This window comes from Microtetraspora niveoalba (assembly GCF_001570405.1).
Taxonomy (GTDB): domain Bacteria; phylum Actinomycetota; class Actinomycetes; order Streptosporangiales; family Streptosporangiaceae; genus Microtetraspora; species Microtetraspora niveoalba.
The window spans coordinates 85,012-108,492 of record NZ_BBYM01000015.1 but is presented as its reverse complement, the minus strand read 5'-3'; the positions used below and the strand labels follow the sequence as shown (position 1 = coordinate 108,492).

At 72.4% G+C, this 23,481-nt stretch carries 15 protein-coding genes; 8 read left to right on the top strand and 7 right to left on the bottom strand.

Features of this window, described 5'->3' with window-relative positions; genetic code table 11:
* Positions 1–176 precede the first annotated feature (176 nt).
* On the top strand, positions 177–1,013 hold the full coding sequence (locus tag AWQ70_RS15430) for a deoxyribonuclease IV (protein ID WP_067176196.1): 837 nt from the start codon (positions 177–179) through the stop codon (positions 1,011–1,013).
* 33 nt (positions 1,014–1,046) lie between these two features.
* Here the strand turns inward: AWQ70_RS15430 and AWQ70_RS15425 are convergent, their stop codons facing one another.
* The 3 genes from AWQ70_RS15425 to AWQ70_RS15415 form a co-directional block, all read right to left on the bottom strand.
* On the bottom strand, positions 1,047–2,705 hold the full coding sequence (locus AWQ70_RS15425; RefSeq protein ID WP_067176193.1) for a catalase: 1,659 nt from the start codon (positions 2,703–2,705) through the stop codon (positions 1,047–1,049).
* 650 nt (positions 2,706–3,355) lie between these two features.
* The gene (locus AWQ70_RS15420; RefSeq protein WP_067176190.1) at positions 3,356–4,129 is read right to left on the bottom strand and encodes a LytR/AlgR family response regulator transcription factor; all 774 of its coding nucleotides are present in this window, start codon (positions 4,127–4,129) and stop codon (positions 3,356–3,358) included.
* Between the two features lie 292 nt (positions 4,130–4,421).
* Positions 4,422–5,033 (bottom strand): sulfite oxidase-like oxidoreductase, encoded by a 612-nt coding sequence (locus AWQ70_RS15415; protein ID WP_067176188.1) that lies wholly within the window; start codon positions 5,031–5,033, stop codon positions 4,422–4,424.
* A gap of 279 nt (positions 5,034–5,312) precedes the next feature.
* Between AWQ70_RS15415 and aroF the strand changes: the two genes are divergently transcribed.
* Entirely contained in the window at positions 5,313–6,359 is a 1,047-nt protein-coding gene (gene aroF / locus AWQ70_RS15410; RefSeq protein WP_067176185.1) for a 3-deoxy-7-phosphoheptulonate synthase, read from the top strand.
* A gap of 304 nt (positions 6,360–6,663) precedes the next feature.
* Here the strand turns inward: aroF and thiI are convergent, their stop codons facing one another.
* Complete coding sequence (thiI, locus tag AWQ70_RS15405; RefSeq protein ID WP_067176183.1) at positions 6,664–7,872, bottom strand: tRNA uracil 4-sulfurtransferase ThiI; 1,209 nt, start codon at positions 7,870–7,872, stop codon at positions 6,664–6,666.
* A 575-nt stretch (positions 7,873–8,447) separates the two neighbouring features.
* Between thiI and AWQ70_RS15400 the strand changes: the two genes are divergently transcribed.
* Entirely contained in the window at positions 8,448–9,275 is an 828-nt protein-coding gene (locus AWQ70_RS15400; protein WP_067176180.1) for an MHYT domain-containing protein, read from the top strand.
* An 88-nt stretch (positions 9,276–9,363) separates the two neighbouring features.
* On the opposite strand, the gene AWQ70_RS15395 is transcribed toward AWQ70_RS15400, so the two are convergent.
* Complete coding sequence (locus AWQ70_RS15395) at positions 9,364–10,389, bottom strand: 6-phosphofructokinase (RefSeq protein ID WP_067176417.1); 1,026 nt, start codon at positions 10,387–10,389, stop codon at positions 9,364–9,366.
* A gap of 330 nt (positions 10,390–10,719) precedes the next feature.
* On the opposite strand from AWQ70_RS15395, the gene glpK reads away from it, so the two are divergent.
* Positions 10,720–12,165, top strand: coding sequence for a glycerol kinase GlpK (glpK, locus tag AWQ70_RS15390; protein WP_067176178.1), 1,446 nt, complete (start codon positions 10,720–10,722; stop codon positions 12,163–12,165).
* A 57-nt stretch (positions 12,166–12,222) separates the two neighbouring features.
* Here glpK and AWQ70_RS15385 read toward each other — a convergent pair whose 3' ends face one another.
* Positions 12,223–13,497 (bottom strand): alkaline phosphatase PhoX, encoded by a 1,275-nt coding sequence (locus AWQ70_RS15385; protein ID WP_067176175.1) that lies wholly within the window; start codon positions 13,495–13,497, stop codon positions 12,223–12,225.
* Positions 13,498–13,788: 291 nt separating this feature from the next.
* Between AWQ70_RS15385 and AWQ70_RS15380 the strand changes: the two genes are divergently transcribed.
* A complete protein-coding gene (locus AWQ70_RS15380; RefSeq protein ID WP_067176172.1) occupies positions 13,789–17,541 on the top strand; it encodes a P-loop NTPase fold protein in 3,753 nt (1,250 codons plus the stop codon).
* Positions 17,542–17,703: 162 nt separating this feature from the next.
* Here AWQ70_RS15380 and AWQ70_RS15375 read toward each other — a convergent pair whose 3' ends face one another.
* Complete coding sequence (locus AWQ70_RS15375; protein WP_067176169.1) at positions 17,704–18,171, bottom strand: Dps family protein; 468 nt, start codon at positions 18,169–18,171, stop codon at positions 17,704–17,706.
* 114 nt (positions 18,172–18,285) lie between these two features.
* Here AWQ70_RS15375 and AWQ70_RS38890 point away from each other — a divergent pair, with 114 nt between their 5' ends.
* The 3 genes from AWQ70_RS38890 (at position 18,286) to mmuM (ending at position 23,463) form a co-directional block, all read left to right on the top strand.
* Positions 18,286–19,179 (top strand): helix-turn-helix domain-containing protein, encoded by an 894-nt coding sequence (locus AWQ70_RS38890; RefSeq protein WP_157530089.1) that lies wholly within the window; start codon positions 18,286–18,288, stop codon positions 19,177–19,179.
* Positions 19,180–19,182: 3 nt separating this feature from the next.
* Complete coding sequence (locus AWQ70_RS41215) at positions 19,183–22,386, top strand: VIT domain-containing protein (protein WP_067176166.1); 3,204 nt, start codon at positions 19,183–19,185, stop codon at positions 22,384–22,386.
* 213 nt (positions 22,387–22,599) lie between these two features.
* Positions 22,600–23,463 (top strand): homocysteine S-methyltransferase, encoded by an 864-nt coding sequence (gene mmuM / locus AWQ70_RS15360; protein ID WP_067176163.1) that lies wholly within the window; start codon positions 22,600–22,602, stop codon positions 23,461–23,463.
* The last annotated feature ends 18 nt before the right edge of the window (positions 23,464–23,481 follow it).

Here is a 23,481-nt window from a genome sequence, read left to right as displayed (position 1 = left end):
AAGCCCCGTAGCCGCCTGGGCGCCGTGGTCGGCGACACCCTCACGGTCCGTCGCCGTCCCCACCCGCGAATGCCAGCCGCGGGCTCCGCCACGGTTCTCCTCCGCCTCGCGATGCACCCCGGACAACACCGCTTCCGGGCGGACCTCGCCGGTCGGGCCACTAGGCTGGAACCATCATGACCCCGAGAAACGCGATCGGCGGGCACGTCTTCGTCGCGGGCGGCCTCGCCACCGGCGGGCTGCGCTACGCGGCCGAGATCGGCGCCGAGATGGTCCAGGTCTTCGTGACCAATCCCCGGAGCTGGGCGCTCAGCGACGGCGACCCCTCAGAGGACGCGAAGCTGGCCGAGTCCGGGATGCCGGTGTTCGCGCACGCCCCCTACCTGGTGAACTTCGGCTCGCCGACCCAGACGACCCTGGACAACTCGGTGGCGGTGATCAGGCACGCCCTCCGGCGGGGCGCCCAGATCGGCGCCCTCGGAGTGGTGGTGCACACCGGTTCCGCCGTCAGCCAGTCCCGGGACGACGCCATGCGGCAGATCCACGAGCATCTCCTCCCGCTGCTGGACGAGATCCCGGAGGGCGGCCCCGACCTGCTGCTCGAACCGATGGCCGGTCAGGGGCAGATGTTGTGCGCCACCGTGCAGGATCTCGGGCCCTATCTGGAGGCGCTGGACCACCACCCCAAGGTGGGCGTCTGCCTGGACACCTGCCATGCCTTCTCCGCGGGGCACGACCTGGCCGCTCCGGGCGGGGTCGCGGAGACGCTCGACGCGCTGCACGCGACCGCGCCGGGACGGCTGAAGCTGATCCACGCGAACGACTCGAAGGACGCGTGCGGCTCCAAGAAGGACCGCCACGAGAACATCGGCGCCGGGCACATCGGCGAGCATGCGTTCGGCGAGATCATGCGGCATCCGGTCGCGGCCGGGGTCCCGATGTGCATCGAGACCCCGGGCAAGGGCGACCGGCACCGCGAGGACATCGAGCTGCTCAAGAAGCTGCGCGGCTGACCCGCCCGGCCGCCGCCGGGCCGTGGCGGGCCCTCAGTCCTCCACCGCGAACCGCTGGTCCGGGACGGTGTGCGTCATGGTGAGCCCGGTGACGTCGCGAGGGCCGTTGCGGCCCAGGCCGGCCAGCCGGGCGCGGTCCTCCTCGGTGAGGATCTGCCCCGGCAGCGGCTCGAGTCCGGCGACGTCCTCCGGCCTGATGCCGAGCCCCTCGCCCACGCGCAGGCCCAGCTCGTCCTCGACGAGGAGGAGGTGCCAGACCATGCGCTGGCGGATCGGGACGTCGCACAGCAGCAGCGTGCCGATCAGGTTCTTGACCAGGTCGTCGCGCTCCCACTCCTCCATGAGGCGGAAGCGCTGGCCCGCCTGCATGTAGTCGTTGGCGCGCGGGATCGCGTGGCGGGTGAGCTGCCCGGTGATCTGGGGACCCACCTCGTCCGGGGTGGGCGCCGCGGCCTCGCGCAGCCCGCCGAGGGCCGAGGGCACGTAGTTGACGTGCGGGTTCCCGCCGCCGGGGTCCTGGTGGACCAGCGACTGCCCGTCCCGCTGGTTCGTGCGCACCGGCGCGTTCTTCGGCTGGTTGACCGGAATCTGCTGGTAGTTGGGCCCGAGCCGGTAGCGCTGCGTGTCCCCGTACGCGAACGTGCGTCCGAGGAGCATCTTGTCCTCCGACAGTTCGAGCCCGTCGACGATTACTCCGGCGCCGAACGCGATCTGCTCGCTCTCCATGAAGTAGTCGCCGATGTTGCGGTCGAGCACCAGCCGGCCGACGGGCTTGGGCGGGAAGTCCTGCTCGGGCCAGGTCTTCGTGCAGTCCAGCGGGTCGAAGTCCAGCTCGGGGTGCTCGTCGTCGCTCATGATCTGGACGAGCAGCTCCCATTCGGGGAGGTCGCCCTGGTCGATCGCCTCGCGCAGGTCCCTGCTCGCGTGGCTGAGGTCGCGAGACTGGATCTTGGCGGCGTCCTCCGCCGTCATGCTGCGGACCCCGTCCTTCGGCATCCAGGTGTACTTGACCAGGAACGTCTCGCCCTGCGCGTTCACCCACTTGTACGTGTTGACGCCGAAGCCCTGCATGTGGCGGAAGTCCGACGGGATGCCGCGCGGGCTGAACAGGTTGACCAGCAGGTGCATGCTCTCGGGCGTCTGCGAGAGGAAGTCGAAGGCCCGGTTCGGGTCCTGCAGGAAGGTGACGGGGTCCGGCTTGAACGCGTGGACCACGTCGGGGAACTTGACCGGGTCGCGGATGAAGAACACCCCGAGGTTGTTGCCGACCAGGTCCCAGTTGCCGTCCTCGGTGTAGAACTTGACCGCGAAGCCGCGGGGGTCGCGAGCCGTCTCGGCCGACTCCCGTCCGCCGATCACGGTGGACAGCCGTACGGCCACGTCGGTCCGCTTGCCCCGCTCCTGGAACAGCGCGGCCCGGGTGTAGCGCGAGATCGGCTCGTCCCCCCAGGTGCCGTACGCCTCGAAGTAGCCAAAGGCGGTGACCCCGTGGGCGTGTACGACCCGCTCGGGTATGCGCTCGCGGTCGAAGTGGCTGAGCCGTTCGATATAGCTGTAGTTCTCCAGTGTCACCGGTCCCCGCGGACCTACGGTGCGCAGGTTCCGGTTGTCGGTGATGGGGTGCCCCTGCCGGTCGGTCAGCTCCGGCCGTTCGTCGCGGGTGCGGGCTCTCTGGTCGGCCACGTCCGTCATGACGAGTCTCCTCGACCATCAGGTGTCCACTTTGTGGCTTTGGTCGCGATTACCCGGGTCCGGTCTCTACACACCTGTCCGGCGTAAAACCCACGCCTGCGACCTGGGCGGATCGGGAGACGGCGAGCGGGAGGAGGTCCGCTCGCGGTCCGGCGCCCCCGATGGCCGGACCGCTTCCACGGACACCCGCACTGGTCCTATCCCACAAAACACGCCTTATCCTGGCGCGCCCCTTTTTGTCGGATATTTCCGATTGACCTTGCCCCCCGGTCAAGGTCTGCCCGGCATCCGCGCGGCATGGTCACGAACTCATGTCAGCTACGCGGCGTGGCCTTGCGATGACGGAGAGACTATGGCGCGGGGTGACGCGCGCGACCGGACTTCCGGCGAGCGGTCGAGGTTTCGCGACGCGCGGGAGGAGACGGGGGGACGGGCGGCGGGCGAGGCGCGACGAGCGGTCATCCGGGCCGCCTCACCCTCCCGCACCGCGCCGAGCGTTCCGCCGCGCCTCCGGAGCCATGCCACCCGACTCCGGGACCACCTCCTCCGGCGGACCGTCCCGCCCGGCTCCCGGGACCGTCCCGCCCGGCTCCCGGGACCGTCCCGCGCTCCTGGAGCCCGCCGACGGGGGCGGCGGGAACGAGACGCGGTCAGGACGGCGCGGCGACGGCGAGACGGAAGCGGCGGACGAGCTGGTCCCGCACCTCCCGGGCGTGCCGCCTGCTGACCGGCACCGCCTCCGGCCCCACCTGGAGCACCATGCGTCCGCCGTCGAACCGCAGCTCGCTGACGTGCCGGGCGTTGACGAGGGTGCTGCGGTGCGCGCGGAGGAACCCCGAGCCGCTCCAGCGGCGTTCCAGTGCGGCCAGCGGCATGCGCACCAGGAACGCGCCGTCCACCGTGTGCAGCCGCACGTAGTCCCCGTGCGCCTGCGCGTACCGGACGGCCTGGCGGGCGACGAACCTGGTCCGGCCGCCCAGCTCGACCGGGATGACGTCGGTCTCGCCGTCTCCGGCCCGCACGGCTCCCCCGGCGCCTCCGGGGGCCGCCGCGGCGGCCGAGCAGAGCCGGCGTACGGCTTCCGCGACCCGCTCGGCGCGTATCGGCTTGAGGAGATAGTCGACCGCTCCCAGCTCGAACGCGCGGACCGCCCGGTCGTACGCGCTGACGAAGACGAGGCGGGGCGGCGACGGGAATCCGCCGATCATCCTGGCCAGTTCGAGGCCGTCGAGACCCGGCAGCCGGGTGTCCAGGAAGGCCGCGTCGAGGCGCTCCCCCGCCCCCCTCATGGCGATCACGGTCTGCAGCGCGGAAAGCCCGTCCCGGGCGGTGGTGACGTGCTCGATCCGCTCGTCCTGGCGCAGGAGGTGCGCGAGCTCCGACAGCGCGGTCGCCTCGTCGTCGATGGCCATGACACGCAACATGAGGCCACGGTGCCCCCTCTCCCGCCCGCCCGCAAGGGATTCGGCGACGAAGAGTGGGCGATCGGCTACGAACCGAAATCCCCGGCCGCGCTCACGGTGTGGGACGGGCGAGATTCAGAGCGGGCCGGACCAGGTGGGATCCGGGCAGCGGGACCGGGCGGGCCGAGCAGGACGGGCGCGCCGGGCAGGATCGGGCTGGAGCCGGGCATGAGGTCCGGGCGGGACCGGCGTGGATCCTGGCGACGGGGCCGGGCGGGACCGGCGTGGATCCTGGCGACGGGTCCGGGCGGGATCAGGGCGGTCCTTCGCCGGGCTCCTCCTGATAGGAGTACCGCTGCTCCTTCCACGGGTCGGCGACGTTGTGGTAGCCCCGCTCCTCCCAGAAACCGCGCCTGTCCTCCGTCAGGTACTCGACCCCGCGCACCCACTTCACGCTCTTCCAGGCGTACAGGTGCGGCACCACGATGCGTACGGGGAACCCGCGCTCGGGGGTGAGCGGCTTGTCGTCCAGCTCGGTGGCGAACAGCGTGGTCTCGCGGTCGAAGTCGCTCATGCGGATGTTGGCGCTGTAGCCGTACTCGGCCCAGATCATGACGTGCCGTACGCCTGGGGCCGGGGGGACGTGCTCCATCAGCGTCCTCGCCGCGACGCCCGCCCACTCGTTACCCATGATCGAGAACTTGGTGACGCAGTGGAAGTCGGCGATGATCGCGGTCCTGGGCAGCGCGGCGAACTCGTCCCACCCGAGCATGTGCGCGTCACCCGACGCCGTCGCGCCGAAGACCTGGAACCGCCAGCTCTGGGGACGGAAGGCCGGAACCCGGCCATAGTGGATGACGGGCCGGCCACGTGGGATGTACTGCCCGGGGGGCAGACGGTTCTCCTCTTCGGGAATCTCCGGCACGTCGCCATACTGCCACCAGCCGTTCCGCTCACCGGCACCGCCCCCCGTCACCGGTCCGGCGACCGGGGCCGGCGAGGACGGTGACGTCGGCATCGCCGGACATGCGCTATATTGCCTGGCATGCGTACCGCTGAGTTTTGGTATGGCGACGGACCCGCAGGGACCGCTCGCCCCTTAGCGCTGCGCTGACAGCCAAGGCGAACGAAAGGCCCCGGGTCCACAGGACCCGGGGCCTTTCGCGTTTCGCGAGGAAAACGACAGCACCAACTAGGAGTGACCATGGTCATCGTCATGGGATCCGAGGCGAGCCAGGACGACATCGAGTCCATCGTCGGGCTCGTCGCCACTGCCGGCGGCGAGGCGTTCGTCAGCCGCGGCGTGAGCCGGACGATCATCGGGCTGGTCGGCGACGTCGAACGGTTCGCGGCGCTGAACCTGCGCGGCAAGTCCGGCGTCGCGGACGTCATGCGCGTGTCCGTGCCGTACAAGCTGGTCAGCAGGGAGAACCATCCCGAGCGGTCCACTGTCAGGGTCGGCGGGGTGCCGATCGGTCCCGACACCGTGACGCTCATCGCGGGCCCGTGCGCGGTCGAGACGCCGCAGCAGACCCTGGAGGCGGCCGAGATGGCCAAGGCCGCGGGCGCGACCCTGCTGCGCGGCGGCGCCTTCAAGCCGCGCACCTCGCCGTACGCCTTCCAGGGGCTGGGCGAGGAGGGCCTGCGCATCCTCGCCGACGTACGCGAGAAGACCGGCCTGCCGATCGTCACCGAGGTGGTGGACGCCCACGACGTCGAGCTGGTCGCGTCCTACGCCGACATGCTGCAGATCGGCACCCGCAACACGCAGAACTTCGCGCTGCTCCAGGCGGTCGGCAAGGCGGGCAAGCCGGTCATGCTCAAGCGCGGGATGAGCGGCACGATCGAGGAGTGGCTGATGTCGGCCGAGTACATCGCCCAGCGCGGCAACCTCGACATCGTGCTGTGCGAGCGCGGCATCCGCACGTTCGAGACCGCCACCCGCAACACCCTGGACGTCTCCGCGGTCCCGGTCGCGCAGCGGCTCTCCCACCTCCCCGTGATCGTCGACCCGTCCCACTCGGGCGGGCGCCGCGACCTCGTCCTGCCGCTCACCCGCGCGGCGGTCGCGGTCGGCGCCGACGGCGTGATCATCGACGTCCACCCGCACCCCGAGCAGGCCCTCTGCGACGGCCCCCAGGCACTGGTCAACGGCGACCTGCGCGAGCTCGCGCGGGTGATGCGCCAGTTCCCCCCGCTGCTCGGCCGTACGCTCACCGACGTCACGCACGCCGCCCCGGTGCCCGCGTGACCTTCCTTCCGCCTACGGGCGCGGCCCGCCACCGCGTGACCCCGCGCCCGTGACCTTCCGGCCGTCCGGCCGCAGACGACCGGGTACGGCTTGCGCCACGAGCGGCGAGCCGTACCGACGGGCGGGGCTCATTCGTCGCGGAATCCACGTATGACGGCGAGCCGGACGGGTTTCCTGGAACTTTCCTGGAACGCCGACGGGCGGGCGAGCGGGGACGACACGCTGCCCCGCATGCCGCCCGGGCCTGACGACGTCATCGACCGCGACGGGGAACGGAGGGTCCTCGACCGGTTCGCGGACCAGGTCAGGCGTCCTCGAGCTTGTACTCCTGGAGCGAGTCGGCGAGCTGGACGGCCAGCTCCTCGGCGTCGAGCCGCTTCTCGATCACCTTCAGGTCCTCGATCTTGGCCCGGGTCTCCGCCGTACGCGGGGCGAGGAGGGTGCAGCAGTCCTCGTCCGGCAGCTCGGAGATCTCCAGCGTGCCGATCCGCCGCGCCTCGGCCATGATCTCGGTCTTGTCCAGCCCGATCAGCGGCCGCAGGATGGGCATGTCCACCGCGTTGTCCTGCGCGGTGATGTTGGTCAGCGTCTGGGACGAGACCTGGCCGAGCGAGTCACCGGTGACCAGCGCCTCCGCGTGGATGCGGTGCGCGACCTCCTCCGCCGTCTTCAGCATCAGCCGCCGCTGCGCGATCACCGCGAGCCGGTCCTGCCCGGACGCCCTGATCGACTGCTGGGCCTTGCCGAACGGCACCACCCACAGGCGCGACTTCCCCTGGAACCGGTCGAGCCGGCGGACCAGCGCGTACGCCTTGTAGATGGACTCGGACGTGGTGAACGGGATGCCGGAGAAGTGCAGGAAGTCCACCCGGAGCCCGCGCCGCATCATCCGGTAGGCGGCGACCGGCGAGTCGATGCCGCCGGACATCAGGACCAGCGCCCGGCCGCTGGAGCCGACCGGAAGGCCGCCCTGACCGGGCAGCCCGTCGGTGAAGACGAAGACCTCGTCCCTGTCCACCTCGATGTAGACGGTCAGCTCGGGGTTGCGCAGGTCGACCGGCAGGCCGTACGTGTCGTTGATGGTGCCGCCGACGAGCCGGTCCAGCTCGTTCGAGCGCAGCGGGAAGCGCTTGTCCCTGCGCCGGGAGCGCACGGCGAACCGCGCCTTGCGGGCGACCTCGTCCCTGTCCCTGATCAGCTCGACGGCGGCCTCGGTCACGGCCTCGGGGGTCTTGGCGACCCGCCAGGCGAGGTTGACCCGCACCAGGCCGGGCACCTCGGACACGCGTCGCGCGACCGCCTCGGCGACGTCCACGGACGTGCCCTCGGGGAGGAACAGCGCGATCACGCCGTGCCGCTGCCGGATGTCGACCGTGAACTCCTTGAGCGCGGCCTTGATGTTGGAGCGCAGCCGGCTCTCGAAGAGCTCGCGGTTCCTGCCCTTGAGGACGACCTCGCCCAGCTTGAGCAGCACGCAGGGCTCACCCAGGGCCGACATGGCCGTCACGGACATCGTGTTACCTCCGGCGAAGCGGTCGGGGACAGTACGGCTACCGCAAGTGTGGCGGCTGCGGGCGGCCGCGGCGAACCGGAAGGAAACCGGCCCGGCAAGGGACAACGCCGCGATCCCGCTACTTTAGTCCGCGCGCGCGCCTCGTCCGCCCTCGCTGTGGAGACCGGTCCCCCTCCGGCCCCTCCCCCCCGCTGTGGAACCGCCCGCTCAGCCCTTCTCCCGCCGGGAATCGGGGGCGTTCGGCCGCGCCGTCCCCGAATCTCCGTCCCGGCCGGCATTCCGCTCGCCCGGATCCGGGGCGGTCGAATCGCGGCCGTCGTCGGCGAACTCGGATCCCCCGAACGCGAGAGAATTTCGCGCTCCTGGAAGCGATCACGACGCGAGCCACGATCACGACCACGGGAAACATGAACCGAACCTCACTCGGAGTGCACCTTTCCGTACGGGTGAGGAATTAGCACTCCCCCAGGAAGAAAAGCCTTTTCCCGCGACCTTCACCGTCGTCGACGTCAAACTGAAAAATGCTGCCGTGTTGCCATACTCCCGACATCTCGATTTAGTCGGAAAGGCGAATCGTGGCGCACATAAACCACTTCTCGTACGGCCTGCTCACCCCGTTGCTCGCCTACGTGATGTCCAGCATCGGTTCGATGCTCGGGCTGATGCTGACGGCACGCGCCCGTTTCGTGGCGGGCGGCGAGCGGGTGCGCTGGCTGGTCGGCGGTGCGGTGTCGATCGGCGGCACCGGCATCTGGGTCATGCACTTCATCGCGATGATGGGGTTCGACGTCGGGAACATCCCGATCCGCTATGACATCCCGCTCACCGTCGCCTCCGCGCTCATCGCGGTGGCGGTGGTGGGCGCCGGGCTGTTCATCGTCGCGTACGGCGGCGCCCGGCCGGCTCCGCTGCTCGCGGGCGGGGCCCTCACCGGAGGCGGTGTCGCGTGCATGCACTACGTCGGGATGGCCGCCATGAACATGCCGGGGCACGTCAGCTACGACCCCGCCGTCGTCACCGGCTCGGTCCTGATCGCGGTCGTCGCGGCGACGGCGGCGCTGTGGTTCACGTTGCGCGTGCGGGGGGCGCTCCCGACCACCGGCGCGGCGCTGATCATGGGTGTCGCGGTGAGCGGGATGCACTACACCGGGATGTTCGCGATGAGCGTGCGGCTCGACCCGGATCCCGGGACGGTCCCCGGCGCCCAGGCGCTCGACTTCCTGGTGCCGCTGCTGGTCCTCATCAGCATGTTCACCCTCGTCATGCTGCTCTCGGTCATCCTCGCCCCCTCCGAGCACGAGCTGCGCGCGGAGGCGGAGCTTGAGGAGTGGCTGGCCGAGCGACGGGAGGGATCGACGGCCCCCCTCCCCGCCGGGCGGCACCACCACCGCCGGCGCGACTGACGGCGCCGGCCGTCTCCCACAGGCGAAGGGCCGCCCCCGAACCCGGGGCGGCCCTTCTCGGTCCTCGTGACGGAACTCCCGGCTCCCGTCAGCCGAAGAAGACCTCGGCCTCCTCGTACCGCGAGACGGGGACGGTCTTGAGCTCGGCGGTCGCCGCGTCGAGGCCGACCCGCACGATATCGGTGCCGTTCAGGGCGATCATCTTGCCGTAGTCACCCTCGTGGACGGCGTCGATGGCGCCGAGCCCGAAGCGGGTGGCCAGGACCCGGTCGTAGGCGGTCGGCGTGCCGCCGCGCTGGATGTGGCCGAGGACCGTGGTGCGGGCCTCCTTGCCGGTGCGCTTCTCGATCTCCTGCGCGAGGAGCTCGCCGATGCCGCCGAGACGGACGTGCCCGAACGCGTCGAGCTCGCCGGTCTGGAGCGCCATCTGGCCCTCCATGGGGTGCGCGCCCTCCGCGACGACGATTATCGGCGAGTAGCGGGTCTTGAAGCGGGACTCCACGTAGGAGCAGACGCGGTCGATGTCGAACGGCTTCTCCGGGATCAGGATGACGTTCGCGCCCGCCGCCATGCCGGCGTGCAGGGCGATCCAGCCCGCGTGACGGCCCATCACCTCGCAGATGAGCGCGCGGTGGTGGGACTCGGCGGTGGTGTGGAGGCGGTCGATGGCCTCCATCGCGATGTTCACCGCGGTGTCGAAGCCGAAGGTGTAGTCGGTGGCGTTGAGGTCGTTGTCGATCGTCTTCGGCACGCCGACGACCCGCACGCCCCGGTCGTAGAGCTGCTTGGCGACCCCGAGGGTGTCCTCTCCGCCGATCGCGATCAGGGCGTCGACGCCGGACGCGGCGAGATTCTCCTTGATCCGCTCGACACCGCCCTCGATCTTGATCGGGTTCGTACGGGAGGAGCCGAGGATCGTGCCGCCGCGCGGAAGGATGCCGCGCACGGCCGGGATGCCCAGCTTCATGGTCTCGCCCTCGAGCGGGCCGCGCCAGCCGTCACGGAAGCCGACGAACTCGTATCCGTAGACGCCGATGCCCTTGCGGACGACGGCGCGGATCACGGCGTTCAGCCCGGGACAGTCGCCGCCGCCGGTCAGCACTCCGATACGCATGACGGGTTCCTCCATATGGATACACGGCCAGACCATGCCGGCACTCCAGCACGTCAACGCAAGGCATTCTGCCCGAGGCGGCAGTATTGGTCTAGACCAAACTGCGGTTGAGTGATCAAGCCTAACGAGCGGGCCCGCCTCGCGCCGGGATTCCGGCGAGCGGCCGCGTGCCTTCGCTCTCCTATCAGCCTCCCCCGGAGCATCGGCTTTCGCTGACCGGCGCCTTTTCGCTGACCGGTGTCCTTTTCCCGGCCCGGCGCGGCTCGCGACCCGGCGGGTTACCATCCGCCCAACAGCCACAGTAACCAACGTGCCGGTGAAGGAGGCGCGGTGAGCGTCCTGGCGATCGACGCGGGAACGACCGGGGTCATGGCCCTGGTGGTGTCCGAGGACGGCCGGATCGAGTCACGGGGATACGAGGAGTTCGCGCAGCACTTCCCCCGGCCCGGCTGGGTCGAGCACGCCCCCGAGGAGATCTGGCAGGCGACGCTGGCCGCGTGCCGTACGGCACTGGACGGCGCCTCGGCGACGCCGCGGTGCGTGGGCATCACGAACCAGCGGGAGACCGCGGTCCTGTGGGACCGCACCACGCTCGCCGCCCCGCGCCGCGCGATCGTCTGGCAGGACCGCCGCTCGTCGGACGTCTGCGAGCGGCTGCGTGAGCACGAGCCCCGGGTGTCGGAGCTCACGGGCCTGCGGCTCGACCCCTATTTCACCGGCACCAAGCTGGCCTGGCTCGCCGAGAACGACCCCCGCGCCTGGAACGCGGGCAACATCGCGATCGGCACGGTCGACTCCTATCTCATCGCGAGGCTCACGAACGGCGCGCGGCACGTCACCGATCCGTCCAACGCGTCCAGGACCCTGCTGTACGACATCACGCGCGGCGCGTGGTCGCCCGAGCTCTGCGAGCTGTTCGGGGTGCCGCGGGACGCGCTGCCGGAGCTCGTCCCCAATTACGGGGAGATCGGCCGCACGTCCCCCGAGGCGTTCCTCGGGCTCGACCTTCCGATCAGCGGCATGGCCGGGGACCAGCAGGCGGCCCTGTTCGGCCAGACCTGCTTCGCGCCCGGCGACGTGAAGTGCACCTACGGAACCGGCTCGTTCATCCTGGTCAACACCGGGGACGAGATCGTCCGCTCGGCGGCCGGACTGCTCACCACGGTGGCCTGGCAGGCCCCTTCGGGCGCCATGACGTACGCGCTGGAGGGCGCGGTGTTCGTCACCGGCGCCGCCGTCCAATGGCTGCGCGACGGGCTGGGCGTGATCCGGAGCGCCGACGAGACCGAGGCCGTCGCCCGGACCGTACCCGACTCGGGCGGTGTGGTCTTCGTCCCCGCCCTGACCGGCCTCGGCGCGCCGTACTGGGATCCCGAGGCGCGCGGCACGATCCTCGGCATCACCCGCGGCACCACGCGGGCCCATCTCGTACGGGCGACGCTGGAGGCGATCGCCTTCGAGGTGCGCGACATCGTGGAGACGATGGACCTGCCGGCGCCGGTGCTGAAGGCCGACGGCGGGGCGAGCGCGAACGACCTCCTGATGCAGATGCAGGCGGACCAGATCGGCACGCCGGTCGAGCGGCCGGTGATCCAGGAGACGACGGCTCTGGGGGCGGCGTTCCTCGCCGGACTCGGCGCGGGGGTCTGGTCCTCGCAGGAGGAGCTGCGCGAGACCTGGCGGCTCGACCGCCGCTTCGAGCCCGGGCCGGACGACGGCAGCGCGTACGCCACCTGGAAGAAGGCGGTCGATCGGGCACGCGGCTGGGCGTCCTGACGGGTCTCCGCCGCGGCCGGCCGGCGCTCGGTGGGTTCGGGCTGCGGGGCCGGCCGCTCAGCCGCGGAAGGGACCGGTGATCTCGTAGGTGACGCCCGCCGTCGGCTCCCCCTCAGCGTCGCGACGCGAGGAGAAGTAGAGCCTGCCGCCGTCGGGTGAGAAGGCCGGACCGGTGATCCCGGCGCCGCCGAGGCCCACGACACGCAGGAACGGCGCCGGTGTGCCGTCCTCCGTGAGGATCGTCATCTCCGCGTCCCCGTCGCGATCGGCGGCGAAGAGCCCCCCGGCGAGCCCCGCCATCGCCGCCTCGGCGTCGTGGCCGAGTCCGGCGCGCGCACCGCCGGGTGAGCCCTGGCCCAGGCTGTCGTCCGCGCCGCCGTGGCCGTCATCCGGCCGGAGACCGCGCTCGGGCGGGGGCGGCGGCGCGGCGTAGAGGACGGTGATCCACTCGTTCTCCGCGTCGTACGCCCAGACGCGCCCGTCCCCCGCCGTGGTGAAGTAGCAGAAGCCTCCGGAGTAGTGGCAACCTCCGCCCCCGTCGAACCGCCGGGCGCCCTCGACCTGGTCGCGCGTCGGCTCGTGGGCCGCCGCCGGGTGCGGGACCCGCAGCCAGGTGACCGGCCCCGGCCCCGGGCCGCCCGCCATGACCTCCAGGACGCCGGTCGTCAGGTCGCCCCACTCCTCCGGCCGGAAGCGGTAGAAGCAGCCGTCCGGCTCTCCCTCGGTCAGGTAGACCGCCGTCCTCGCCGGATCGAACGCGGCGCCCCCGTGCCGGAACAGGCCCATCGCGAGCCTCGGCACGGCGGCCCTCTCCCCGTACGGGTCGCACTCGAAGATCCGGCCGCGGCTCGTCTCCTCGCAGGACAGCCAGGTGTCCCAGGGGGTCGCCCCGCCCGCACTGTTGCGGTCCGTCCCGGACAGGATGCGGTATCCGCTCCTGATGGTCCCGTCCGGGCCGAACCGGATCGCCGATACGCCGCCGAGCAGCGGCACCTCGGAGTTGGACACGTAGATCCATCCGTCGCCGTCGGGGAAACACGCCCCTCCACCGGGCGCGTCGTGCCAGGTCACCCCGCCCACCCGGCTGCCGGAGCGCCCGACGACCCTGCTGGTGAACCCGTGCGCCAGGGCGATCCCGTTGCGGTCCGGCGCCTCCAGGTCCCCGTACGGGCTCGTGTCGCGGCTCCCGTACGGCCTCGGGTCAGGGGCGCCGGGGAGCGCGGGCGGGTCGCCGCTCCTCCTCCGGAGCCGCTCCGCCGCACAGGCGGAACGCCACAACGGGCCGGTCAGCACGGGGGCCGTCTCCGGCCGCACGGACGTACGACGCGACATGATCGTCTCCTTTGGCCTGCTCGTGGCGCACGGGCCCGGGCGAGCCCCGGACCCGTTTCCCGCCTCCCGCCACCGGGCCGTGTCCGCTGCGTCTCGTTGGCGCGCTACGCACGGTCGGTCCGGACAGCCGATCAAAACGTTATGAACGCCCGGGGAATCCCCACGCTTCGTCCGCGCAAACTTTGCGCGAGAAGTACGTAATCGACGCCGCCCGTCGCGATCATCTCGGACTCGCCCAGGTCTACATTGAGGCCCCCACCAGCCCTCCGACGAACCACGGTGATCGCTCCCATGAGGCACGGCACGGTAGACGTCCAGGTTCCCGGCGCCCGCCCCGCCGTCGAGCCGACGGACGGTCCGGTCCCCGCGCGCAAGGCACTGGTGTTCCTCGACCCCGAAGATCCGGAGGATCCCGGCCGCGCGGATAGCGCCGGTTCCGGCCTGCCGGCGCGCAGGCTCGTCGGCGCGCTGGCGGCCAACGGGTACGCGGTGGAGTCCGTGCCCGGCGGGAGCTCACAAGACCATCACCACCTGGCCCGCTTCCTGGACGCGGCGGAGCAGGGCGACCTCCTCGTCGTACGGTGGCCGACCGGCCAGGGCTGGACCTCGCGCGACTTCGCCGCCCTGATCAGCGGATTCGCCCGCCGCGCGGGTGACTGCGCCGCGGACGCCCTCGTGATGATCGTCGACTTCGGCTGGGTCGTGGACAGCGCGCCCGGCGACGCGGACGCGGAGGGCCCGGCGCGCGGCGTCAGCGCACTTCCCGTACGCGGCGAGCCTTCGATCACGGCGGCGGCGCTGACGACCGGCCTGGCGGTGGGCGAGCGCCCGCCGCTCCGCGGCTTCTCGCTCACCGGTCTGATCGCCGACGGCCTCCTCACCGGAGCGGCGGACACCGACGGCGACGGCGTGGTCACCGTCGCCGATCTGCACCGGTTCGCCGTGGACGCGTGCGCGGACGGCGGCCTGCGTCCCATCCTCAGCGTGTACGGCGACGCGGCCGCCGTTCCGCTCGCGCGTACGGGCCGGGCGGCGGCAGGAGCGGTGCCGGGCGAGCTGCTCGCCGCGGCCGACGAGCTCCGCAGGCGCGGCGAGGCCGCCGTCCCGTCCACCGCCCGGGGGATCGTGGCCCGGGTCTACGACGTGTATCTCGGACCGGCCGCCCAGGATCTGCTGCGGCTGGCCTCGCTGCTGGAGGACGGCGAGCCGCTGACCTCCGAACTCGCGGCGCTGCTGCTCGCGGACCACGGGCACGCGGACCACGGGCACGCGGACCACGGGCACGCGGACCACGGGCACGCGGACCATGGGCACGCGGCCGACGGCCCCGGCGCGGACGCCTCCAGAGGGAGCGGCCCCCGGGGCGACGCGGGCGGCCTCGGGGTGAAGGCTCTGGCCGAACTGGGCACGCCGTGGGAGCTCGTGGACGCCGGCGGCCTTCCCGCCCACTCCGCGGTACGGGATCTCGGGCGGGCGCGGCTGACGCGCGAGGAGCACGCCCGCGCCTCCGCGACGCTGCGGCGGTGGCGGGCCGGCGGACGCGCCGTACGGCCCCGGGCGCGGCTCACCCCCGACCGCTGGACCGTGGACGACCAGCTCGGGCACGGGATCTACGCGGAGGCCGTCGCGGCCTTCATCCGCCATCCCGAGTCGCTGCCGCCGCTGACGATCGGCGTCAAGGGTCCCTGGGGCACCGGAAAGACGTCGCTGATGCGCATGGTCCAGGACCTGCTCGACCCGGGGGCGGCGAACGGGAGCCCCGCCGAGATCCACCTCGCCCGGCCCGCTTCCCCGGCGGAACGCGCCGGACGCCGCCGCCGATCAGCCCGCCTCCGGACGGGACGGGGCGCTCCCGGGTCTCCCCGCGTGACCAACGCCGAGGTGCTCTCGCGCGCCCGGCGGCGCGGAGGCGAGCGGGCCCGCGAGGACCCCGGACTCTCCGCGCCGGTATGGGCGTCTCTGCGCGCCTCCGACTGGCGTCCGACGGTCTGGTTCAACCCGTGGATGTACCAGAACGGCGAGCAGGTCTGGGCGGGGCTCGCGCACGAGATCATCACGCAGGTCACCGGCCGGTTGCCGCGCGTGGAACGCGAACGCTTCTGGCTGGAGCTCAACCTCGCCAGGGTCGACCGCGAGGCCGTACGGCGGCGGGCCTACCGGATGGCGATCACCCGGCTCACGCCCGTCGTGCTCGGGCTCGCCGCCACACTCGTGCTCACCTGCGCCTCGCTCGCCGCCGCCGTCCTGGTGCCCGCTCTCGGCCCGGCCCTGCGCGCGGGCGCGGCCGCGCTCGGCGCGTGCGGCTCGATGGGCGTGCTCGCGGCGGGAGCCGTACGGATGGCCCGGTTCCTGACCGAGTCGGCGGACACGGCGTTCGGCGGGCTGATCCGGCCGCCGGACCTGCTCGGGCCGGCTCCCGGACTGGCGGGCGACCTCGTCGGCGACCCCGGCTACGGGGCGAAGACGGGATTCCTGCACCTCGTCCAGACCGACATGCGACGGGTGCTGCGGCTGGTGGCCACCGAGGAGCGTCCTCTCGTGGTCTTCGTCGACGACCTGGACCGGTGCGGCTCCGGGACCGTCGCCCAGGTGATCGAGGCGATCAACCTCTTCCTCGCCGGGGAGTTCCCGAACTGCGTCTTCGTCCTGGCGATGGAGCCGGACGTGGTGGCGGCCCACGTCGAGGTCGCGTACCAGGATCTCGCGGAGGCCATGCCGCCGGACCTGCGTTCCGGGCTCGGGTGGCGTTTCCTGGAGAAGATCGTCCAGCTTCCGCTCAGCCTGCCGGTGCTGGACGACGCCCACCGCCTGCCCGGATACGTCGGCGCGCTGCTCGGCGTGGACCGGCCCCGTACGCCAAGGCGGCCGCGTTCGGACGGCCCGGACGCCTCCCCGGAGGCATGGACCGCCACTTCTGAGACCCCGGGCACGGACGGACCGGCGTGGACCGGCTCATTCGAGACGTACGGCACGGACGGGCCGCCCAGGGACCCGGAACGGGGCGCTCCAGGACCTCGACGCTCCCGGACGGGCCGGGGGCGGACCGCCCCGTCCCGGGCCGGGTGGCCGGAGTACGGCGCTGGGGACCGCGGCCCCCTGGGGATCGCCCGTCCGGCCGACGCGCGATTCTGGGGGTGGACCGGGCCGGACTCCGGCGACACGACCGGTCGCCCGGCGGGAACCGCCGACGAGCCGGGTGCCGGGGCGGGAGGACGGCGAGAGCGCGCGCCCCGCTCCCCCGGACGGCGTTCCCCGGACCCGGAGCTCGTCGGGCTCCTCGAGGCGGCCATCCGCGCCGCCGCGCCGGCCGCCGACTCGCTGGACGCGGCGGCCCGCGAAGCCCAGGAGGCGCTCGCCGCCGACCCGGCGCACGAGACGGCGGTCTCCGGCGGCCCGCCGCCCGAAAGCGCATCCGGAGCCGTCCGGCGGCCGCCGGACGGCCGGGCCGTACCTGATCTGTGGCCGGAGACGCGGCTCGCGGCCGACCGCGTGTACGACGATCTCTACAGCGACGAGAACGCCTACCGGGCGATCGAGGCCGCGCTTCCCGCCCTGTCCCCGGCGAACCCACGGCAGCTCAAGCGCTATGTGAACGTCTTCAGGTTCTACTCTTTCGTGACATACCGGCAGAGCCTGGCCGGCGCCGAACGCGCCGGTGACGCCGCTGTGGCGAAGGTCGCGGCGCTGACCGTCCGCTGGCCGCATCTGCTGTCCACCCTGGCGAAGGAGAACGGCTCCGGCGAGACGGCTCTGGAGGTGCTGGAACGGGCCGCGTCCGCGGACGGCACACGGGTGTGGACGGACGCGCTCGCCCGCTGCGGTCTCGTGCCCTACGCGCCGCTTCCGGCGCCGTACACGACCGGGCCGGGGCCAGGGAACACAAGGCCAGGGGACGCGACGGCGCGGGACGCACGCTCGCCGGGCGCGACACCGAAGGACGCGAGGGCGGGTGAAACGCACGAAGGCGCCCCGGAATGGGACGCCCTGCGCGAGTTGCTGGCGAGCCTGCCGTCCGTCGCCGGTCTCGCCCGCAGGCTCCTGTGAGGCTTCCGCCCGCGCTTCAAGGAGGCCGCCGGGTCCGGCGGGGTCTTCCCTCGTGCTCCCTAGCGACACCGGGACGGTCGGCCGGCCTTTCGTAGCGGCTCCTGAAGCGCCGGGAGGAATCGGCCGCGGCTTTCGCCGGAGAACCGGCGAAAGCCGCGTCGATCACCGCTGAGCCTGCATCATCCAGTGGTGCTTCTCCAGGTCACGGGTGATCCCGATGAGAAGGTCCTGCGTGACAGGGTCGGGCTTCTCGGTCGCTTCGATACGCTCCCGCATCCGGCGGATGATCGACTCGAGCACATCGGTGAAGATCGCGATGACCTTGCCGTCCTCGACGTAGCCGCTGTCGACCCGCGTCACGTGACTGTCTCGCGCCACGGTGCCGGGGCGGCCGTCCGGGTTGCCTCCGAGCGCCACCGAACGCTCCGCGACGAGGTCCGCGCTCTCGCGAGCGAGGTCGACGATCTCGTCGAGGTGCAGGTGGATCGAACGGAAGTGGCGTCCGATGACGTTCCAGTGGGCCTGCTTGCCTTCCAGGGACAGATCGATCAGATCGACCAGCGCGCCCTGCAGGCAATCCGTGGCGATCTTCTTGTTATCGGGCGAGAGCGGACTGCTTATCGAGGTCATGAAGGTACCTCCCCCTCGATCGGAGTCTTCCTCAGTACAACGGACTAGCAGGTCTACCCCTTCCACACCCGCTAAACATTGACACTGTCACGATGACAGTGTCATGATGCGGGCATGGACGAGACGTGGACCATCGGAGAGTTGGCCGAGCAGGCGGCGGCGCTGCTCGGTGCCGAGCCGCGGCGCAACGGGCGGGTCCGCGAGGTTCCGAACGCGCGGCTCATCCGGTGGTACACGACGATCGGCCTGCTGGACCCCCCGCTGGCCCGGCGCGGCCGGGTCGCCCTCTACAGCCGGCGCCATCTGCTCCAACTCGTCGCGATCAAACGCCGACAGGCCGAGGGCCTGTCGATCGCGGCCATCCAGACCGAGTTGACCGGCGCGACCGACGGCATGCTGGAACGCGTCGCCGGGTTGTCGGGGGCCCCAGGCACGCCGCCGATGAGCGCGCCGGAAGCGGTTCCGGGCATCGCCGCGCCCGTCGGCACCGCCGGTCCGCCGGGGCGCGGCAACGATCCGCCCGACACCCTCGCGGCACCGCCTGCAACGAGCGCGGGACGGGCAGCACAGGCGGGGCGGGCCGAGCGTTTCTGGACGCGCCGCTCCTCCGCTCCCGTCCCAGCAGGCCCGGCGGAGCCGGTGGACGTCTCCCATGCTCCGCCGGTCTCCGAGAACGCCCCACCGATGTCGTACGACTCGGTGGACAGGCTCTCGACGCCCCTCCACGCCGCGGACGCCCGGTGGGCCGACGGTTCCCCTCGTGCTCCCGTCCTCGCCGATCCGCGGGCCGGGCACACGGCCGACCCGATCCAGCCGCGTTCGGTCGGCCCGGACCTCGTCTACGGCCTGCGACTGGCCCCCGGAGTGACCGTGATGCTGGACGGCGTGACGCGCCCGCCCACCGACCGTGATCTGGCCGCGCTCCGTGAGGCGGCCGCCCCCCTCATCGCCGACCTCGTCGCCAGAGGACTGGCCGCCCGGCCGGAATCCTCCATCGAAGGGAGCTGACCGATGTCTGTCCCGATCACGACACTGCCGCCCGAGCAGTGTCATCCCCTGCCGGACGCCGGGTTCGGCGCGCTGGAAACGGCGAAGGGCAACCTTCCGCTGGAGAGCGTCGACATCACCGCGCGCGTCGCGGGTCTCGTGGCCGGCGTCGAGATGGCGCAGGGGTTCCGCAACCCCTTCGACGTCACCCTGGAAGCGACCTATGTCTTCCCGCTGCCGCCGCGCGCCGCCGTGACGGCCTTCCGGATGGTCGCCGACAACCGGGTGATCGACGGCGTGCTGAAGGAGCGCGGGCAGGCCAGGGCCGACTACGACCGGGCGCTCGCCGCCGGGCGTCGGGCGGCGATGGCGGAGGAGGACCGCCCCGACGTGTTCACCGTCCGCGTCGGCAACGTCCTGGCCGGTGAGCGGGTACGGGTACACCTCACGCTCAGCCAGCCCCTCCCCTTCGAGGACGGGGCGGCCGAGTTCCGCTTCCCGCTCGTGGTGGCGCCGCGCTACGTTCCCGGCACGCCACTGGACGGCGGCCGAGCGGGAGACGGCACCGCGCCGGACACGGACGCGGTGCCCGACGCCTCCCGGGTGACGCCGCCGGTGCTCCTGCCCGGATTTCCCAACCCGGTGCGGCTCTCGCTCGTGACGACGATCGATCCGGCCGGACTGCGGCTGGACGCGATCCGATCCAGCCTGCACGAGGTCGCCCGCGAGGGGAACAGCATCAGCCTGGTGCCGGGAGAGCGCCTGGATCGCGACTTCATCCTGCGATTCGCCTTCGCCCCGTCCACGTCCCTGGCCCTCGTCCCCGACTCCGCCGCCCGGCCCCCTGCCGTCGCGGTGCCGCCCGCGGGCCGGCCGTCGGAGCCGCCGCCCACCGGGACTCCGGCCGGCTCCATCGGGACCCCTGCCGGCTCGGAAGACGCGCACGCGTCCGACCAGGGCATCGCGACCGAACCCGGCACCGCGGGAACGCCGGACGCAGGCGTGGCGATCGAGCCGTCACCCGGTGAGGGCACGTTCACGCTGACCGTCGTCCCGCCCGCGGACCCGCCGGCCGAGACCGCTCCGCGGGACGTCGTCCTCCTGCTCGACCGTTCGGGCAGCATGGCCGGCTGGAAGATGGTCGCCGCCCGGCGCGCCGCGGCGCGCATCGTGGACACACTGACCGCCCGGGACAGATTCGCCGTGCTCGCGTTCGACTCGACGATCGAGCGGGCCTTCTCCGGCGGGCTCACACCGGCCACCGACCGCAACCGCTATCGCGCGATCGAGCATCTGTGCCGGGTGGAAGCGCGGGGCGGCACCGAGATCCTCGCCCCGCTGGAGGAGGCGCTGCGTCTGCTGGACGGCTCGGCTCCCCCACCGCCCGACCGGCCGGATCTCCAGCATTCGCCGTTCGGCCGTCCGGTGTCCGGCCGTTCCCCTGACCACTTCCCCGGCCAGGGGCCGGAATCCGCGTCGCCGCCGGAGCATCACGCCCCGGACGAGAACGGTCACGGCGAGGCCGTCGATCAGATCGATGCGGCCCTGCCCGGCGAGGCGGCCGGCGGTGGTCCGCACGGGCGCACCTCCGCGCCCGCCGGGTCACGCGATCGGGTGCTCGTGCTGGTCACCGATGGTCAGGTCGGCAACGAGGACCAGATCCTGGAGCGGACCGGCGCGCGACTGAGCGGCGTCCGGGTCCACGCCGTCGGGATCGACCGGGCGGTGAACGCCGGGTTCCTCGGCAGATTGGCGCTCCTCGGCTCCGGACGGTGCGAGCTGGTCGAGTCGGAGGACCGCCTGGACGAGGCGATGGAGCACATCCACCGCCGGATCGGCTCACCTCTGGTGACCGGCCTCTCGGTCCGGGCCGACGGGTTCGACCTGATCCCGGGCACGGTGACGCACGCCGGCTCGCTCTACCCCGGCGTTCCGCTGGTGGTCTCCGGGCGTTATCGCGCCTGCGCGCCCGCCGAAGAGCCCCGGCGGGTCCCCCGGTCCGGCACAGGTGACGCGGCTGAGGGTTCCGCCTCCCCTGGCGGCACGGCGGGAGACCGGACCTCGTCCGGACAGCTCGTGGACGATCGGCAGGCGTTGACCGTACAGGGCCTGACCTCGGACGGACGCCCGTGGGAGACGCGGGTGCCCGCCGTCGCCGTGACGGGCGCCGCCGAGGGAGGCGCCGTGCGCGCAGTGTGGGCACGGGCCCACGTACGCGCCCTCGAGGACCGGTACGCCGTGGGCGACCGGTCGCTGGAGCACGACATCGTCGAGACGTCACTGCGTTTCGGCGTGCTCTGCCGGTTCACCGCGTTCGTCGCGGTGGACACCCGCGTGGTCGCCGGTGGCGAGCCGGAGCATCATGTGATCCAGCCGGTCGAACTGCCCAGCGGCTGGGAGCCGCCCCAGCCCGTCATGACGTCCGCCATGACGACCATGGCCTTCTTGTCCGCGCCTCCTTCCGCACCGGCTGGTCCCCCGGACGCCCCCCTGGCCTGGGCGGACAACGGGATCAGCCCGCCGCCGGCGGCGCCCTCCCCCGCGCCGGCGCCGCCGTCGACGCCGGGAGCGATGCCCGCAGGGCCGGCCGTACCGGGATCCGGGCCGGCTCCCCGGGAACGTCGCCGCGCCTCCGGGCCGGTCTCGGGGGGAGGGCCCGCCGCCGCCCCGTCGTCACGGCCGCCTCGGCCGGGCAGAGGGTTCACGGGCGGCGCCCCGGGGTGGTCGCCCGGCGGCGCAACCGCGCCGACGACGACCCTCGACGGCATCAGGCCGCAACTGGCCGAGGAGTTGCGGCGGCTGCGGGACATGGAGACGTCCCCGGAGCCGGCTCGCCGGCGGTACCTGGCGGATCTCGCCAGCCGCCTGCGCGTGCTCGATCACATGATCGGCGGCCATGCCGAGCTGGCCGCCCTGGCGGAGGCGCTCGATCGGGCCGAGCGGGCCGACGTCGGCCTCGCCGACCTGTGGCGGCGGGCCGTCGAGCTCCTGGCGCGGCTTTCCGGTGCCTCGCCGGCAGAGGTGCCCGGCTCCCCGTTCTCCGACAGCCCGGCCGCGGAAGCACAGGCCGCTGGGGAGCAAGGCGCCGCCGGGGAAGCAGGCACCGCCGGGAGCCGGGGCACCGCCGCGGAAGCACAGGCCGCCGGGGAGCCGGACGGTGCCGCTCAGGAGCCGCCCAGTGGAAAGGGGCGACGCTCCGAACGCCGCCCCTTCTGGAAAGGCCGGTGAGCCGCTCGTCGGGGAACTCGGAGTCGGATCAGCGGGGCTCGTCGAGGCGGATGACGTCGGACGGCGGGCGGGGCGCGGGGCGTCGAGGTTCCCTCACCCCACCCGTATCGGGCCGATCGTCCCGCCCCCCTGCGGGGACGGGAGAACGGCGGCGCAGCACACGGAGAATGAGCCGTTTAAGCCTCATATGTCACGAACGCATAGGGTTGTCAGGTGAGTTCCACACTGATCCTCGACGGCGGCCTCGCCACGCATCTTGAGGCCCTTGGCTGCGACCTTTCCGACGACCTTTGGTCGGCCAAACTGCTGATCGAGGATCCGGGTGTGATCCGCCAGGCTCACCTCGACTACTTCGCCGCGGGCGCCGACGTCGCGACGACGGCGAGCTACCAGGCCAGCATCCCCGGGTTCGTACGGCGCGGCCTGACAACACGAGAGGCGGCCGATCTCATCCGCCTCTCGGTCGAGCTCGCCGTACAGGCCCGGGACGCCGCGGGGCACGGCCTCGTGGCCGCGAGTGTCGGGCCGTACGGCGCCTATCTGGCCGACGGGTCGGAGTACACGGGCGACTACGACCTCGACGAGGCGGGACTGCTCGCATGGCACCGGGACCGCCTGGAGATCCTGGCGAGTGCCGGAGCGGACCTGCTGGCGTGCGAGACGATCCCGTCGCTTCCGGAGGCTCGGGCGCTGGCCACCCTGCTCGGCGAGCTGCCGTCGGCGCGGGCCTGGGTCAGCTTCTCCTGCCGGGACGACGAGCACATCAACGACGGCACGCCGCTGCGCGAGTGCGCCGCGTTGTTCGCCGAGTTGCCCCAGGTCGTCGCGGTGGGCGTCAACTGCACGGCGCCCCGGCACATCCCCGGCCTGATCGGCCGGCTCGACCGCAAACCCGTCGTCGTCTATCCGAACTCGGGCGAGACCTGGGACGCCGAGAACCACCGCTGGCTCGGCCTCACCGATCCCGTCGAGTACGGCGAGGCCGCCGCCGGGTGGCACGCCCTAGGCGCGGCCTATGTCGGCGGCTGCTGCCGCACCACCCCTGAGCACATCCGCCAGATCCGCGCCCGGATCTGACCGGAAACGCGCCCGGAT